General features: G+C 59.3%; 16 protein-coding genes. 9 read left to right on the forward strand and 7 right to left on the reverse strand.

Features of this window, described 5'->3' with window-relative positions; all coding sequences use genetic code 11:
- Positions 1 to 79 precede the first annotated feature (79 nt).
- The 3 genes from fumC (at position 80) to NAP1_RS12880 (ending at position 3,716) form a co-directional block, all read left to right on the forward strand.
- A complete protein-coding gene (fumC, locus tag NAP1_RS12870; protein ID WP_007165748.1) occupies positions 80 to 1,531 on the forward strand; it encodes a class II fumarate hydratase in 1,452 nt (483 codons plus the stop codon).
- A gap of 136 nt (positions 1,532 to 1,667) precedes the next feature.
- Positions 1,668 to 2,924: a sensor histidine kinase gene (locus NAP1_RS12875; protein WP_040465035.1), complete on the forward strand. Its 1,257-nt coding sequence runs from the start codon at positions 1,668 to 1,670 to the stop codon at positions 2,922 to 2,924.
- Between the two features lie 21 nt (positions 2,925 to 2,945).
- Positions 2,946 to 3,716, forward strand: coding sequence for a LytTR family DNA-binding domain-containing protein (locus NAP1_RS12880; protein WP_007165750.1), 771 nt, complete (start codon positions 2,946 to 2,948; stop codon positions 3,714 to 3,716).
- Between the two features lie 131 nt (positions 3,717 to 3,847).
- Here NAP1_RS12880 and NAP1_RS12885 read toward each other — a convergent pair whose 3' ends face one another.
- Positions 3,848 to 4,156: a UrcA family protein gene (locus tag NAP1_RS12885; RefSeq protein ID WP_007165751.1), complete on the reverse strand. Its 309-nt coding sequence runs from the start codon at positions 4,154 to 4,156 to the stop codon at positions 3,848 to 3,850.
- 175 nt (positions 4,157 to 4,331) lie between these two features.
- Here NAP1_RS12885 and NAP1_RS12890 point away from each other — a divergent pair, with 175 nt between their 5' ends.
- From NAP1_RS12890 to NAP1_RS12900, 3 genes are all read left to right on the forward strand, one after another.
- A complete protein-coding gene (locus NAP1_RS12890; protein WP_007165752.1) occupies positions 4,332 to 4,658 on the forward strand; it encodes a hypothetical protein in 327 nt (108 codons plus the stop codon).
- Between the two features lie 47 nt (positions 4,659 to 4,705).
- A complete protein-coding gene (locus tag NAP1_RS12895; protein ID WP_007165753.1) occupies positions 4,706 to 5,452 on the forward strand; it encodes a metallophosphoesterase in 747 nt (248 codons plus the stop codon).
- 155 nt (positions 5,453 to 5,607) lie between these two features.
- Entirely contained in the window at positions 5,608 to 5,805 is a 198-nt protein-coding gene (locus NAP1_RS12900) for a hypothetical protein (RefSeq protein ID WP_007165754.1), read from the forward strand.
- An 81-nt stretch (positions 5,806 to 5,886) separates the two neighbouring features.
- On the opposite strand, the gene rpsI is transcribed toward NAP1_RS12900, so the two are convergent.
- The 5 genes from rpsI to NAP1_RS12925 all read right to left on the reverse strand — a co-directional run bounded on the left by rpsI (position 5,887) and on the right by NAP1_RS12925 (position 9,314).
- Complete coding sequence (gene rpsI, locus NAP1_RS12905; protein WP_040465037.1) at positions 5,887 to 6,363, reverse strand: 30S ribosomal protein S9; 477 nt, start codon at positions 6,361 to 6,363, stop codon at positions 5,887 to 5,889.
- Positions 6,364 to 6,413: 50 nt separating this feature from the next.
- The gene (gene rplM, locus NAP1_RS12910) at positions 6,414 to 6,863 is read right to left on the reverse strand and encodes a 50S ribosomal protein L13 (RefSeq protein WP_007165757.1); all 450 of its coding nucleotides are present in this window, start codon (positions 6,861 to 6,863) and stop codon (positions 6,414 to 6,416) included.
- A 233-nt stretch (positions 6,864 to 7,096) separates the two neighbouring features.
- A complete protein-coding gene (locus NAP1_RS12915) occupies positions 7,097 to 7,657 on the reverse strand; it encodes a hypothetical protein (RefSeq protein WP_156777274.1) in 561 nt (186 codons plus the stop codon).
- 230 nt (positions 7,658 to 7,887) lie between these two features.
- Positions 7,888 to 8,226 (reverse strand): divalent-cation tolerance protein CutA, encoded by a 339-nt coding sequence (cutA, locus tag NAP1_RS12920; protein ID WP_007165759.1) that lies wholly within the window; start codon positions 8,224 to 8,226, stop codon positions 7,888 to 7,890.
- Positions 8,223 to 9,314, reverse strand: a complete 1,092-nt coding sequence (locus NAP1_RS12925; RefSeq protein ID WP_007165760.1) for a COX15/CtaA family protein — start codon at positions 9,312 to 9,314, stop codon at positions 8,223 to 8,225. Before NAP1_RS12925 ends, cutA begins: the two co-directional genes overlap by 4 nt.
- Before the next feature lie 117 nt (positions 9,315 to 9,431).
- On the opposite strand from NAP1_RS12925, the gene NAP1_RS12930 reads away from it, so the two are divergent.
- From NAP1_RS12930 to NAP1_RS12940, 3 genes are all read left to right on the forward strand, one after another.
- Positions 9,432 to 9,821, forward strand: coding sequence for a MerC domain-containing protein (locus NAP1_RS12930; protein WP_040465039.1), 390 nt, complete (start codon positions 9,432 to 9,434; stop codon positions 9,819 to 9,821).
- 39 nt (positions 9,822 to 9,860) lie between these two features.
- Positions 9,861 to 10,853 (forward strand): sulfur carrier protein ThiS, encoded by a 993-nt coding sequence (gene thiS / locus NAP1_RS12935; RefSeq protein ID WP_040465040.1) that lies wholly within the window; start codon positions 9,861 to 9,863, stop codon positions 10,851 to 10,853.
- Positions 10,854 to 10,962: 109 nt separating this feature from the next.
- Positions 10,963 to 11,469, forward strand: a complete 507-nt coding sequence (locus tag NAP1_RS12940) for a hypothetical protein (protein ID WP_007165763.1) — start codon at positions 10,963 to 10,965, stop codon at positions 11,467 to 11,469.
- A gap of 12 nt (positions 11,470 to 11,481) precedes the next feature.
- On the opposite strand, the gene NAP1_RS12945 is transcribed toward NAP1_RS12940, so the two are convergent.
- The gene (locus NAP1_RS12945; protein WP_007165764.1) at positions 11,482 to 13,329 is read right to left on the reverse strand and encodes a long-chain fatty acid--CoA ligase; all 1,848 of its coding nucleotides are present in this window, start codon (positions 13,327 to 13,329) and stop codon (positions 11,482 to 11,484) included.
- Between the last annotated feature and the right edge of the window lie 21 nt (positions 13,330 to 13,350).

The raw sequence follows: 13,350 nt of genomic DNA on the forward strand, positions 1-13,350 counted from the left end.
ATATGAACGCCGCAATCAAACCGGCCAAGAGACAGGGCGTGCCGGATCGACCGAAATAAGGAGGGCTTCGATGAGTGACATGACCAACGAGGGTGGGGCGAAAGTCGTCCACAACGACGGATCCATTTTTGGTGCAACGGGGGAGGTTCGCATCGAAGCCGACTCGCTAGGCGATGTGGCTTGCCCGGTGGACGCCCACTGGGGTGCCCAGAGCCAGCGCAGCCTTGCAAACTTCGCGATCGGCACTGAGACGATGCCCGCACCGTTGATCAAGGCGCTAGGTATCCAGAAGCAATCTGCGGCGAAGGCCAACATGGATCTTGGCGTCCTGGATTCGAAACTGGGCGAAGCCATCGTGCAGGCAGCGAGCGAAGTGATCGATGGAACGCTCGCCGACCAGTTCCCGCTCAGCGTCTGGCAGACTGGTTCGGGCACACAGTCGAACATGAATGCCAACGAAGTGATTGCGAGCCGCGCCAACCAGATTCTCACCGGCCAGCACGGGGGTAAGGAACCGGTGCACCCCAATGACCACTGCAATATGGGTCAGAGCTCGAACGACACTTTCCCGACTGCGATGCATATTGCTGCAGCGAGCGAGACAATCGACACCCTCATCCCGGCCCTATCGCACCTCCACGGCGCATTGGATGACAAGGCCGATGCCTTTGGCGACATCGTCAAGATTGGCCGCACGCACCTGCAGGACGCAACGCCGCTGACGCTGGGTCAGGAGTTTTCGGGCTACGCGAAGCAGGTCGAATACGGCATCGCCCGTCTCAAGAGCGCGCTCCCGCGAGTTCTTGAACTCGCTCAAGGCGGCACGGCAGTCGGCACAGGCATCAATTCGAAGGCCGGATTTGCTGAAAAATTCGCCGAACATGTCGCCAACACAACCGGGCATGCCTTTGTCACCGCTCCAAACAAGTTCGAAGCGCTCGCTGCGCATGACGCTCTTGTCGAGCTCTCAGGAGCGCTCAACACTATCGCGGTCAGCCTGATGAAGATCGCGAACGATATCCGACTGCTCGGCTCTGGCCCGCGTTCGGGTCTTGGCGAGATTGCGCTCCCGGCGAATGAGCCAGGCTCATCGATCATGCCGGGCAAGGTCAATCCGACCCAGTGTGAAGCGCTGACCATGGTGTGCGCGCAGGTCATGGGCAACAACACTACAGTCAGTGTGGCCGGCTCGCACGGCCATCTCGAGCTCAACGTGTTCAAGCCAGTGATGATCTACAATGTGCTGCAATCGATCCGCTTGCTGAGCGATGCGTCGATCAGCTTCACGAACAATTGTGTCGTCGGAATCGAGGCGAACCGTGGCCGGATCGACCAGCTGATGAACGAAAGCCTGATGCTCGTCACCGCGCTCAATCCGCATATTGGCTACGACAATGCGGCGAAAATTGCGAAGAAGGCCCATGCAGACGGGACAACGTTGAAAGAAGCCGCGCTCGAGCTTGACCTGCTCACCGAAGAACAATTTGCGCAATGGGTAGTCCCGGCAGACATGATCAAGCCGCGCGACTGAGTCTTGGATTACCGGGCTAAGTCAGCCTGAGATTGGTCGTTCGGCGTCGATTTCCATCGACCAAGCGATCATCCAGGCCGACGACCGGTTGGCGCTGCGGAGCAATAGGCGCTATCTGGCAGCCAAGACTATGGAAATGAGCTCACCACCCAAAGCGCCTGCAAAGAAGGCGCCAGTAAGCGTACCGTTCCGCACGGTTTTGCTGTCGATGGTGCTGCTGTGGGGGACCTATTTCGTCCTCATCAGCGCGCGCAGTTACATTCTGGACATGGACTTCCAGTCCGAGATGCTGATGCGCCGTGCGGCGGTGACAATCGCCGGCATCGGCCTCACCATTGTGCTGTGGGGCATGCTCAGGCTGGTTGATCGACAGGCCCTGTGGGTCAAGATCGGGGCGGCCAGCTTGTTTGCGATCCCCGTTGCGACAGCGACCGGCCATATCAACCAGTATGTTTTCGCAGACATCCAGAAGGAACTGGAGCAACGCTATGCTGAGGAGCGGGGCTTCCGTTTCGATGATGAAGGAAACCTGCTCTATGATTTGCCTGCAGGCGTCGCGATCAAGGCACCCGCGCCGGATGGATCGGGCGGTTACAAGGTTTCAGAATCACTCATAATCGCTCCAGCCGAAGCGCGCGATGAAACCTGGCAAGCCGTATTCCAGATTGCGATCGGGCGATATTTTCTGCTGCTGGCCTGGGCATCGACCTACTTTGCCCTGCTAGCGGGCTACCAGGCTCGCGCCGCCGAACGGCGTGAACAGGAATTCCGATCCGCTGCAAAGGCGGCTGAACTTCGTTCGCTTCGCTATCAGGTCAATCCGCATTTCCTGTTCAACACGCTGAATTCGCTTTCTGCGCTCGTCATGACGGGTAAGGCCGAACGCGCGGAGCGGATGATCCAGACCATCAGCCGCTTTTATCGCCATTCTCTGGCCGACGAGCCGACGAGCGATGTCGCGCTCAGGGACGAATTCGATCTGCAGAAGCTCTACCTCGACATCGAGGCTGTGCGCTTCCCAGAGCGCCTCATCCCCAAGTTCGATCTTCCGGAAGATCTGGAAGAAGCCCGGGTTCCGGGCATGATCTTGCAGCCCTTGGTGGAGAACTCGGTCAAGTACGCGGTTTCGGCTGTAACCCGTCCGGTCACGATTACGGTTTCAGCGCGCGAGGAATTCGACCGGCTCGTCGTAACTGTCACAGATGATGGGCCAGGCGTGCCGGAAGGCTCACCGCACGGTTTTGGGATCGGACTTGCCAATGTGGGCGAACGCCTCGAAGCGCGCTTCGGTTCGGACATTGCTTTCACCTCAGCACCGATCCCCGGCGGCTATAAGACAGAAATGCGAATTCCCCTGTCGCGTCCGGCAAGCACCCGCCGACGCGGCAATTGATCCATATAGGGAGGGGCTGACATGAGCGAAACAGACACCAAAACCCAGGCTCTTCGGACGATGATCGTTGATGATGAGCCACTCGCGGTTGAGCGCATTCAGGTGATTTGCGCGGAGCTTCCCGCCATCAATGTCGTCGGCACGGCAAGCGATGGTGCTGCCGCCCTGCGGCTTGCCGAAAAGCTTGAGCCGGATTTGGTCCTGCTCGACATGACCATGCCTGAACTCGACGGTCTTGGCGTTGCCCGCAAATTTGCGGAAAGCGACGGAGAACCGCCTGCCGTGATCTTTGTCACAGCCCACGACCATTTCGCGGTTGAAGCTTTTGATCTTGAGGCGATCGACTACGTTCTCAAACCCGTTTCTGCCGACCGACTCGAACGCGCGATAGAACGCGCCGTTGCGCGCCGCGGCGAACGCAAGGAACCGCAAAGCAAGTGGCTGGACGAACTTTGGGTCCCTCATCGCAGCGAATTGCTTCGCATTGCGGTCAGCGAAGTTCACCAGATCGATGCCGAGCGCGACTATGTTCGTCTGCATGTCGGTGAACCGTCAGAAAATGGCGAACCGAGCCGCTCCTACTTGCTCTTGCAGACGATTGCCGGACTGGAAGCGAGGCTCGATCCAGAGCAGTTCATCCGCATCCACCGCTCCACCATCCTGCGCCGCGACAATATTCGCGGCCTGCGCCACGACGGGCTGGGTGTTTGGTCAGCCGAACTTCAAAATGGTGAGGCGCTGCGGATCGGACGCACATACCTTTCCAAGGTGAAGGCCATGGCCGGGCGCTAGGCCTCCTGGCTCGAGCCAGTCACTGCTCGGTCAAAACCCACCACAAAAAGAAGCGGCCCGAACCCCGGGACTGAGTAGGGTTCGAGCCGCAATGTCTGCACTTGCGAGGAAGTGCAGGTCGTGAACGCGGTTCAGCCGCCGCGTTGACGTTCTTGAAGGATGGTGGCGACGTCCTGGCGGGCGCTGGCGCGAGCGTTGGCGACGCAGTCGCGCACATCCTTCGAGCGGATCAGCGTGCCCACCTGGCGGTCATCGTAGCCGCACACCTTGCGAGCAGCGATTTCAACGCGCTGTTCGAGCAGGCGTTGGCCTTCAATGGTCGAAAGGTCGAGGCCAGCATAGCTGACATCCATGGATTGGTATTCGTTGCTCCCAGCCAGAGCCGGTGATGCGGTGAAAGCGAGGCCCAGGGCGGCCGTCGCGATTGCAAGAGTCTTCATTTCATTTCTCCTCCTGACAAAGGGATGGAGTTCGATCGGGGAGTTCGAACCGGGGATGCCATCCGTTTGCCGTGATTGAAGAAATACCGAGGGTGGCCCGGCCAGTCATTTCAGACTCGACCAACCCGTCGATCCATTTCGATTGGCAGCAGCCAGAATTACGAATGTCAGAGTATTGCCGATCAACGGCACCTTCAAACCGACGGACGTTTACGCCATACTGTCATGTGTGATTGCCGCTTTGATCGCCATTTTCATGCTCGGTATCGTGAACTTCGCTCTTCACAGCGCTGTTCTTTCAAGCGGTCACCGATTGCTGGGACAGATGCCGTCTTTTGTTCAAGCGCTTGGCGGACGCCTGACATTGCTGGCTGAGTTCCTTGTTCTTCTCGCCGCAATGTTGCTTGTCGCAAATGGGTGGCAAGGCTTTGCTTGGGCGTATGGCGCATACAGCGCGCTTAATGCCGTGTCTGCTTGGCTGATCCTCAGCGGGCGCATTTGAAATAGCGGTTGCAAGCCTCCTGCAATCGCGCTTGAGCCTATCTCACTATGACCACACGCCTGTTCCATGTCAGCGATGTTCACTTCGGGGTCGAAAACCGCGAAGCTCTGGAGCACGTCGCAAAAGCAATACGTGATGAACGGCCCGATGCACTGGTCTGCACCGGAGATGTCACTCAGCGAGCGAAGCACTCGGAATATGCAGCTGCCGCTGAATGGTTTGCGGGTCTGGGAGTGCCGGTGGTTCTCGAGCCCGGGAACCACGACATGCCTTACTACAATTTGCTCGAGCGGTTCTCGGATCCTTACCGCCGCTTCCGCAGGCTTGATTCTGAGGTGGGCAGCCGCTTCGAAAACGACGACGTCGTACTTGTCTCCCTGAAGTCCACTGTGCGTGCCCAGCCGCGCTTTCCATGGTCTGACGGGATCGTGACGAAGCGGTCGCTCGAAAGGACGCTTGCAGAGCTTAGGAAGCTAAGCGGCGATCCGCGCCATGTGATCGTGACCGCCCATCACCCTCTGCTTGGCCCAAAGGAGGATGCGGGCAATCCGACGATCGGAGGCGATAGGGCTTTTGCGGCACTGGCGTCTGCGGGGGCCGATGCGATCATGACAGGTCATGTCCATCGCCCGTTCGATGAAACCCGCGAAATGGCGGGCGCTTCCATGCGGATGATCGGAGCAGGAACTCTTTCAACCCGCTTACGCCACGGAGCGCCGCCATCCTACCGCGTCCTTAATTGTCGCCGCGGCGAAGAGATGCAGGTGGAGTTGCGTGAACTTGCCGCGACCTGATCGTAAGATAGCAGGCACATGATTTAACCTTTTTTAGCGGCTCCGCTTTAAGACTTTGTTGGTGATAGTCGTATGAGCATCAAAGCTTGCAGCCGGTCCTCAACTCAGGCTGCAGGTTTGGTGCAAGGCAAGGGCGAAGACGGGGAGGTCGTGGAATGGACCTGCTGAAAGCTATGGGATTTGGCGCGCTGATCACCTGTTGCATCGCGGTGGTTGTAGGCACGCAGGGATCAAGTGGGGGCGCGCTCGCCATCCACGCGCTCGATATTGCTGATTTCAAGGTATACTGGTCTTGGCCGATGTTCCTTGGAGGCACAGGCTTGTTCTGGGCCCTGCTTATAATCCAGCGCTGACGATACCCGGACGGCAAAGAAAAAGGGCGGCCTCTCGAAGAGAAGCCGCCCTTTTTCGTAAGCTGATCTGTTCGCGAGCGATTAGCGCTTCGAGAACTGGAAGCTGCGGCGTGCCTTGGCGCGGCCGTACTTCTTACGCTCGACCACGCGGCTGTCGCGGGTCAGGAAGCCAGCTGCCTTGACGGTGCTGCGAAGCTCCGGCTCGTACTTGGTGAGAGCCTGGCTGATACCGTGCTTTACGGCGCCAGCCTGGCCCGACAGACCGCCGCCCTTGACGGTGGCGACGACGTCGTACTGACCGGTGCGTTCGGTGATGCCGAACGGCTGGTTGATGATCAGACGCAGGGTCGGACGTGCGAAGTAAACTTCCTGGTCCTTGCCATTGACGGTGATCTTGCCGGTGCCGGGCTTGAGCCATACGCGGGCCGTGGCGTCCTTACGACGACCGGTCGCGTAGGCGCGGCCCTGTGAGTCGAGCTCCTGCTCGCGAAGCGGCGCAGCCGGGTTCTGAGCGATTTCAGCAGCGTCCGCAGCAGTGCGTCGCGCGATGTCTGAGATCGAAGATCGGAAACGTGTGTCTCGTCAGCATTATGCGTGACCTGTCTGCGTCATCGAGCGACGTCGAGCACGCCGGCTCTGCCGTCATGCGGATGCTCGGTGCCGGTGTAGAGGTGCAGCGCCTTCATCTGCGCACGACCGAGGGGGCCACGCGGAATCATGCGCTCAACAGCCTTCTCAAGCACGCGCTCGGGGAAGCGACCTTCGAGCACCTTGGCCGGAGTTGTTTCCTTGATGCCGCCGGGGTGGCCGGTGTGCTTGTAGTAAACCTTGTCGGTGGCTTTCTTGCCGGTGAACTTCACCTTGTCGACATTGATGACGATCACGTGATCGCCGCAATCGACGTGCGGGGTGTAGCTCGGCTTGTGCTTGCCGCGCAGGTGGTTGGCGATGATCGAGGCAAGGCGACCGACCACAAGGCCGTCGGCATCGATCAGGTGCCATTTCTTCTCGACCTCTGCCGGCTTCACCGACTGGGTCTGTTTGCTAAGCGCCTTCATGGCTCGTTTGTCCTTCAATCAAAGGGATTGCGGTAATCTGTTCCTCACCGACTGCCGGCCGACTGGTTCGGCCTCGGTCGAGCGAATCGCTGGCTTGGACATCTGCCCTCACAGCTAGGAGGCGCGCATTTGTCGCCAAACTGGGCGGAAGTCAACCAAAACCGGGGGTTTCGGGGGAGGTAAAATAATACCTCTAGGCCTTTGATGAGCTATTCAAACAGATCGTCGGCAGCTTATTCGGCTTGCATCCGCCACGTCTCGCGCGCTGTTTGCTCGCTGTGACCGATACGAGAGGTTACGCTGCGCTCGGCTTGCGACAGCCACCCTCCCTGAGGATCAGCAACCCCCTCATAGCGAACCTCAAACTCTCCAATCATTCCGTCGGGCAATGTCATCTGTCGACTAGCACGGACTGGGCCCAATCGCGGGTAGAACAGGTCTTCCGGCAAACGATCGAGGAGCGTTGACCCCGCTCTCTGCAAATCTGCGAGATATTGCACCTCGGCCTGACTCGGTTGCGCGCCGTCCCTTCGCTTGGCCATCATGTCCTTGGCAATGGCGATGGCCGATGCGAGATCCTCGTCACTTATCCGCCCGCCCGACGCAACCAGTATGCCGTCCTGCGACACGAGCATCGGCCACATATCATCTGTAGAGCGTGCTTCTTCGACCTTTGCGAGTTGGGCGAGCGATGGGGGCGCATCGACGCGAGCGCCAATCTGTGCCCCGTCTATTGAAATGGCCTGGTCCTGACGCTTGAAAGTGACTGCCCACGTGCGATCCACGCGAACCATATTGCCATCGCGCAACGATCGCTCGACCCGACGCCGCAAAACCATGGTGGATGCAGGAATTGCGAGCCTGCTCGATGTCCCCGCTAGGGCAGGAGGCATCGCAAGAAACGCGCCCACGGCCCCCATTGAGGTTAACGCCCCCCGACGAGATACCATTTCAATCTTTGCTGTCTCGACCAATTTGCTCTTGGACCCGTCTCGCGGCGCGCCACAACTGCTCGGCGCACCCATTATCCCGAAGTTGTGTTGCCCAGAGTCACTCCAAGCCATTGCTTTGTATCAGGATGTGCAGCGTTGCAAAGCCACCCGACAATCGCCGGTGTGTCATATGGGTGACATTCGCCCAGTCGAGCCATCAGGCGATCGAGGCATTCTTCCGTCGTCTTAAATAGGACTGCCACTTCCGACTGCGCTGAGGACTGGCCTTCCCATTCGAACACGGAGATGATGCCTGGAATGATGTTGGCGCAGGCAATCAGCCTTTCTTCGAGAAGTGTCTCTGCAACATCTTTTGCGCTTTCGACGTCGGGAAACGGGCACCAGGCCAAGGCGGCCTGAACGTCGTTCATGCCGACTTTGCGCTGGCGCGCTGCCCTTGAATGCGAACGCCATCACTATGCATCGCCCAGGCCGTTGACGCGACGAGGAGCGCGCCTGTCAACTGGTGTGCTGCCGCGACCCAGAGCGAGACTTCGGTCATGACCGTTGCAATCCCGAGGATGATCATGACGCCGAAGGCGCTGTGAACCGCGATCGATGCGCGGCGATCACTCTTGCGGACCCGTCTCGCGAGATAAATCAATGCAGCGACAGCAATCCATGCCCACCAACGGTGCAGGAAGTGAAGCAGGAAGGGGTCGTGAGTCAGCGTCCACAAGAAGCCCGAAGAAAAATCGAGTTCCGGCACCAATCGCCCATTCATCAGCGGCCAATCGTAGGCAGCGTGACCTGCGTTTAGGCCGGCAACCCAAGCGCCGAGGAGCAGTTGGATAAAGAGAACAACGGCCACGAGCGCTGCAGGCAAGGTCAGCGGCGCCGCCCCTGCACCGGGCACACGAGCGAGGCGGCGCATGTCGCGCGCGGTCCAGACCAACAGGCCCAACAGCAACAGCGCGGTCAGAAGGTGCAATGAGAGGCGAAAATGACTGACATCGGTCATGTCCCCGACAAGGCCCGACTGTACCATCAGCCAACCAAACAGGCCTTGCAGTCCGCCAAGAGCAAGCAGCCCGACGAGGCGCGGTTTGAATCCTTTCGGGATGGCTCCCTTTACCCAGAACCAGACGAGAGGAGCTGCATAGAGCAGTCCGACCATACGGGCGAGCAGGCGGTGAAACCACTCCCAGAAATAGATGAATTTGAAATCGGCCAGCGTCATTCCGGTCAAGCTTGCTTCAAGCCGATATTCCGGCGTCGCCTGATACTTCGCGAATTCAGCCTGCCACGCTGCATCGGTTAGCGGAGGCAGGATGCCGGTCGCAACTTCCCATTCTGTGATCGACAGCCCGCTTTCGGTCAGCCGGGTGATCCCGCCAACCAGCACGATCATAACGACGACGAACGCGACAACCTCCAGCCAGCGCGCAATCGCCAAGGGGCGGGCGCGTGATCCGATTTCGCTGGTCTTGATAGAGGGGCTGTCTGCAAGGCTGGCCATGACGCCTGCGTAAATGTGAGGGAACGCGCATCGTGACAAGTGCGTTCGTGAAAAAGGATGCTGCGCGGGGCGCAAGCCCTTGCGCAATGTGACAACATTACATACATGGCAATCGCGATGGCACCGGGACCCTTCTCTGATTCTACGGCCGAAACGAACCGGCGGCTCGACCAGCTTGGCATTGGCCTTGCGGGTCTGTGTGCGTTGCATTGCCTTGCAACGATTGTGGTCGTTTCGTTCTTGGGCATCGGCGGACACTTCCTGCTTGCGCCCGAGATTCACCGCGTCGGTCTCGCTATTGCCCTCGTCATCGCCGCCGTCGCAATCGGCTGGGGCGCGCTCAGGCATCGCCGCGCAGCACCCTTCGTGATTGCTATGATGGGGCTTACCTTCATGGGTGGCGCATTGGCCATGCCTCATGGTGAGGAAGAAATCGTCCTGACGATGATCGGCGTCACCCTCGTTGCCGCCGGCCATCTGCTCAACATTCGGTCCTCGCTACGCTAGGCTTGCACCTGCGGGTTTGGCGGCTATTCCATGATCGCCATGACCGAAACGAAATCCATAACCCTGAATGGCGAAGTGCGCCGCACCAATGCCGCTACCATCGCAGATCTGGTCCGCGAACTCGACCTTGTGCCTGAAAAAGTGGCGGTGGAACGCAATGGCGAAATCGTCCCGCGGTCGACCTTGAACGAGGCTTCACTTGGTTCAGGGGACACCCTGGAAATCGTACACTTCGTCGGTGGCGGCGACCATTCCGCGCCCGCCAAGGATACGTGGAGCGTTGCCGGCCGCACATTCAGCTCTCGCCTGATCGTGGGCACAGGGAAGTACAAGGATTTCGAACAAAACGCCGCCGCGCTCGAGGAGAGTGGTGCAGAGATCGTCACCGTCGCGGTGCGCCGCGTCAATGTAAGCGATCCCAAGGCGCCGATGCTGACAGACTATATCGATCCAAAGAAGATCACTTACCTGCCCAACACCGCTGGGTGCTTTAACGCCGAAGAGGCCATTCGCACCCTGCGACTTGCACGCGAGGCGGGCGGCTGGGATCTGGTGAAGCTCGAAGTGCTGGGTGAGGCTCGCACGCTCTACCCGGACATGCGAGAGACGCTGACTGCGACGGAGACGCTGGCGAAGGAAGGGTTTCTTCCCATGGTCTACTGCGTGGATGATCCGATTGCCGCCAAGCAACTCGAAGATGCGGGCGCGGTCGCTATCATGCCTCTTGGTGCGCCAATCGGATCAGGCCTCGGGATACAAAATCAGGTCACCATCCGCCTCATTGTAGAGGGTGCGAACGTGCCCGTGCTGGTCGATGCGGGAGTGGGAACAGCCTCGGACGCGGCTGTCGGCATGGAGCTGGGCTGCGATGGAATCTTGATGAACACTGCCATCGCGGAGGCAAAAGATCCCATTCGGATGGCGCGCGCGATGAAACTCGCGGTTGAAGCGGGCCGCGAAGCCTATCTTGCCGGGCGCATGGGGCGGCGCAAATATGCCGATCCTTCGAGCCCGCTTGCAGGGCTGATCTGATTTAGCCGCTAGTTTCTGCGCCATGGTTACCGGGTGTTAACCAAACTGTCGGACAAACGTCTCCAGCACTTGAGGAGACGAGCCAGTGACCCTTGCCACCACTTCGACCATGGCCATCGGCGAAATGCGCGAATTCGCGGCCTTCGCTGCATGTGAGCAACGCTACATCAAGCGCAGCCTCGATATTGGCCTCGGCCGGTGCGATGCATTCAAGCTGTGGGGCCGCACAGAAGCTGAGAACACTGCGATCCGTCGCCAGTACGTCGCCTATCAGGATCTCAAAGTGCTGCGCGACCTGGTCCCGCAAGAGGGCGCCATGGGTGAGATCGAGCGCTTTATCGGCAAGCTGGTAAGGATGACGTCTTTCGATCTTTCGCAAGAACGCCTGAACAGCTTCTCAGCTTTCCGCTTTCTGTATGAACGTCTTCTTGGAGCCGAAGCGCGGCCATACCTGCCTGCAGCCTTCTGTGCAGCGGCAGCGCTGCCGACCATCCGCCCACACCAACGCAAAGTGCTGCTGCAATCGCTCAGCGAAGCAGCTGCGACAGCGCCGGGCTGGTCCGAACGCCGCCCGAGTTTCTATCCCGAATATGTCGAGGACGTAGAGGCGGCTTAGGCTGCCTCTCGATCAACTGCGATAAAGCCCGTTGATCTTGTCCTCATAGCGGTCGCGGATCTTGTGACGCCGGATTTTCATGCTCGGCGTCATTTCCTCATTTTCGATTGAAAACGCCTCATCCGCAAAGGCGAATTGGCGCACCTTTTCGATTACCGAAAGGTCCTTGTTCGTTCGGTCAACCGCGGCGCGCACGGCATTCTTGAAAGCGGGCAATTCCTGCAACGCCTTCAGGTCGAACTTTTCATCGTTTGCGCGCGCCCATTCGAGCGCCCATTCCGCATCAGGCACGATCAGGCCGACAACATAGGGGCGCTTGTCACCGCTCACCATCGCCTGCGCAATCTCCGGCTGGAGTGTCAGCATGCCCTCGATCTTTTGCGGAGCAACATTGTCGCCCTTGTCGTTGACGATCATGTCCTTCTTGCGGTCGGTGATTACGATCCGGCCTTTGTCGTCGAGGTGTCCGATGTCGCCTGTGTGAAGCCAGCCATCGACGATCGTACGCGCGGTCTCGGCCTCGTTCTGCCAATAGCCGTGCATCACAAGCTCGCCGCGGCACAGGATTTCCCCATCATCGGCAATGCGGATGTCGACGCCGCGCATCGGCGGACCGACCGTGTCCATCTTGAGGCCGACCTTTGGCCTGTTGCAGCTCATCACCGGACCCGCCTCGGTCTGGCCATAGCCTTGGAGCATCGTGAGCCCCATTGCCTCGAAGAAATTGCCAACTTCCGGGTTGAGAGGCGCGCCGCCTGAAACCATCGCCTTGATCCTGCCGCCGAACTTGGCGCGGATCTTGGGGCGAAGGGTCTTTTCGACCAGCATGTTGAGTGGCATGTCGCGCTTGCGGATCTTGCCGTCGCGCGAATTCTCGCTGATTTTCAGCGCGCTATCCATCATGAAGTTGGCGACCGTGCCCTGCTTTTCGACCTGCTTCATGATCCGCGTGCGCAGCACTTCAAACAGGCGCGGGACGACGACCATGATAGTCGGGCGGGTTTCCTCGATATTGGAGGCCAGTTTCTCGAGGCCTTCGGAATAGAAGATTTCGGCCCCAACACCGATCGGCAGATATTGGCCGCCGGTGTGTTCATAAGCGTGGCTTAAAGGGAGGAAGGAGAGGAAGCGTTCGTCCTTGATGCCGAAGTCGTTGATCAGGATTTCCGCAGCGCCAGCAACATTGCACAGGATCGACCCGTGGTGCTGGCGGACACCGCGCGGCGCTCCGCCGGTGCCACTGGTGTAGATCAGGCAGGCGAGATCATCCCGTGTGATACCAGCGATCCGCTCTTCGACCGCCTTGCGCGCTGCGGTTGCATCGCCTGCGATAAGATCGTCCCAGGAATGATACTCGAAGCTACCAGCCTGCTGACGGTGAAGGTCGTCGATGCCGATCACGTGGTCGACAATGCCTGTGCGGCCAATCGCGCCAACCACCGGACCCAGCAGCTTTTCGGTCGAGACGACGACGGCGCGTGCTCCCGAATTGTCGAGGATGTGCGCGTGATCGCGTTCGGTGTTGGTAGTGTAGGTCGGCACCGAAATGCAGCCCGCCGCCATGATCGCGATGTCCGCGATGCACCATTCAGGACGGTTTTCGGAGACGAGCGCAACGCGGTCGCCATCGCTCAAGCCAAGATGCCGCAGGCTTTCGGCGAGCAGGCAAATTTGGTCAGCAACTTCGCGCCAGCTCTGCGTTTTCCATTCGCCGTCCTGCTTTCGACCTAGAAAAGGAGCGTCGCCCTTTTCGTCAGCGCGTTTCAGAAATAGCTCGACCAGATTGTTGGCTCTATCGACATCCTGCAGGATCGGATTGTCGTTCGGATCCGCCGCCGGGGGGGTGTTGGGTGCGTGCACGGAATGAAGCTCCTCTTCCCG

The sequence above is a fragment of the Erythrobacter sp. NAP1 genome (assembly GCF_000152865.1).
Taxonomy (GTDB): Bacteria; Pseudomonadota; Alphaproteobacteria; order Sphingomonadales; family Sphingomonadaceae; genus Erythrobacter.

What these genes read in the sequence shown, in the direction of transcription:
- fumC (WP_007165748.1), top strand. Translation starts at nt 80, where the DNA reads ATGACCAACGAGGGTGGGGCGAAAGTCGTCCACAACGACGGATCCATT.
- NAP1_RS12875 (WP_040465035.1), top strand. Translation starts at nt 1,668, where the DNA reads ATGAGCTCACCACCCAAAGCGCCTGCAAAGAAGGCGCCAGTAAGCGTA.
- NAP1_RS12880 (WP_007165750.1), top strand. Translation starts at nt 2,946, where the DNA reads ATGAGCGAAACAGACACCAAAACCCAGGCTCTTCGGACGATGATCGTT.
- NAP1_RS12885 (WP_007165751.1), bottom strand. Translation starts at nt 4,156, where the DNA reads ATGAAGACTCTTGCAATCGCGACGGCCGCCCTGGGCCTCGCTTTCACC.
- NAP1_RS12895 (WP_007165753.1), top strand. Translation starts at nt 4,706, where the DNA reads ATGACCACACGCCTGTTCCATGTCAGCGATGTTCACTTCGGGGTCGAA.
- NAP1_RS12900 (WP_007165754.1), top strand. Translation starts at nt 5,608, where the DNA reads ATGGACCTGCTGAAAGCTATGGGATTTGGCGCGCTGATCACCTGTTGC.
- rplM (WP_007165757.1), bottom strand. Translation starts at nt 6,863, where the DNA reads ATGAAGGCGCTTAGCAAACAGACCCAGTCGGTGAAGCCGGCAGAGGTC.
- NAP1_RS12915 (WP_156777274.1), bottom strand. Translation starts at nt 7,657, where the DNA reads ATGGTTCGCGTGGATCGCACGTGGGCAGTCACTTTCAAGCGTCAGGAC.
- cutA (WP_007165759.1), bottom strand. Translation starts at nt 8,226, where the DNA reads ATGAACGACGTTCAGGCCGCCTTGGCCTGGTGCCCGTTTCCCGACGTC.
- NAP1_RS12925 (WP_007165760.1), bottom strand. Translation starts at nt 9,314, where the DNA reads ATGGCCAGCCTTGCAGACAGCCCCTCTATCAAGACCAGCGAAATCGGA.
- NAP1_RS12930 (WP_040465039.1), top strand. Translation starts at nt 9,432, where the DNA reads ATGGCACCGGGACCCTTCTCTGATTCTACGGCCGAAACGAACCGGCGG.
- thiS (WP_040465040.1), top strand. Translation starts at nt 9,861, where the DNA reads ATGACCGAAACGAAATCCATAACCCTGAATGGCGAAGTGCGCCGCACC.
- NAP1_RS12940 (WP_007165763.1), top strand. Translation starts at nt 10,963, where the DNA reads ATGGCCATCGGCGAAATGCGCGAATTCGCGGCCTTCGCTGCATGTGAG.